We start from the raw sequence: 1,583 nt of genomic DNA, 5'->3' as shown, positions 1-1,583 counted from the left end.
GGCGCTATGTATAAACGTAGCTTTGTCAATTATGCGAGCGCTCAAGACTTTTCAACGACTGTTAAGTTTGGCCTAAACCAACGTCGTAAAGGCGCAGTACACTTCGCACAGTACCTCTACGATACAGACGGACGAGTGATCGCTTCAATTGGTTACAGTAATCCTAACGCCAACTCAAACACAGGACGTATCATTGTTACACTGTTTAACCAAAATGGCGGCCAAGTTAAGATATACGACTATAAAAACAATCCTAGTTTATACAACATGGATGAGTTTGTGGTCTATATTAAGTTGGAACGTCGTAGCAATCAATTTAAAATAAAAACCTGGAAATATAGAGAGATTCCTTATCCGTTAAGAAAAATCGCGTTTGATCAGCATGAAAAAATTTATATGGATAGCGGTAAATTCTACACACGACCTATTGCTTCGTTATCTTTATATTCTGCTAAGAATGGTAATAATCCAGTCATGCCGCTATATATTTTCGGTACTTATACGAGAGAGCTATTGCCTAAACCTAAAGGGGCAAGAGATATGATTATCAAAAAAGGCGATGAAATTTTGATTGATATGCGTAATCATAATGTATTAGTAAATGAAGAGCCTTTTTTATCTGAAAAAACTTTTGGTTCTAACTATTTCAATGTAGAAAAAGGGCATACAGAATTAATTATCTCACCGTTAAATACATTTGATACAACGGTTCGTTGGCAAGATAGATATTTATAGAAAGGAGGTTGCAATTTGCTGCATATTTTAGACTATGAAGATAAAATTATAGACTTTATTTCCGAAGATGACGCATCAATTATTAACGCAAAACATAACCGTGATATTAATAATCGCTCAGAAACGTTTGACTTTACAATACTGTCAGAACGAGCTATAAATATGCAAAAGAATTATAGAGTCATTATTCAAGATAGCACTGGTCAGTATAGAGAATTTATTATCGAACATATTTCACAAGATATGGATGGATATACTGAAATAGAAACAACAGCTTCATATTTAGAAGATATAACCGGTGCGCCTCCTTATGCACCAGGGAGCTTTGAGAAAAAGACAACCACAGAAGCCTTATATGATGTATTGAAAGATACGGGATGGCAAGTGTCAGAAGCTACTGAATATGGAGGTATACGTACGACATCATGGACTGGTTTTCATACACGTTACGATATACTGGTGCAATTGTGTACGACTTACGATATGATAGTTGATTTTTATATCGAGTTAGGTAGTAATACAGTTGATGGTCGCTACGTTGTGCTGCGTAAGCGAAATCCTATATTTCAAGGTAAAGAAATAGTTAAAGGTAAAGACTTAACTGGTTTAAAGCGAATTGTTGATATGAGCGAAGTTAATACCGCATTATTATGTGTGGGTCCTGAAAAAGAAGATGGATCACGTATTACTTTAACCGTCAAAGATGATGAAGCCCAAGCGCAATTTGGATTGCCAGGAAGATATATTTGGGGTATCTATGAACCTGAAACTGAAGATGAGAATATGACTGAAGCACGATTACGTTCATTAGGTACAACTGAATTGAACAAACGTAAAAAAGAAAAAAT

General features: G+C 35.5%; 1 protein-coding gene and 1 pseudogene. Both read left to right on the top strand.

Features of this window, described 5'->3' with window-relative positions:
* A pseudogene (locus tag HMPREF3270_RS10180) lies at window positions 1-735 on the top strand (phage tail domain-containing protein); the annotation flags it as partial.
* Between the two features lie 15 nt (window positions 736-750).
* Window positions 751-1,583, top strand: an 833-nt coding sequence (locus HMPREF3270_RS10175) for a phage tail spike protein (RefSeq protein ID WP_176746730.1), incomplete at its 3' end; no start/stop codon positions are given.

The sequence above is a fragment of the Staphylococcus sp. HMSC65H10 genome, assembly GCF_001839185.1.
GTDB classification, from domain to species: domain Bacteria; phylum Bacillota; class Bacilli; order Staphylococcales; family Staphylococcaceae; genus Staphylococcus; species Staphylococcus simulans.
The sequence above is the reverse complement of the archived record's forward strand: the minus strand, read 5'-3'. Positions and strand labels throughout refer to the sequence as shown.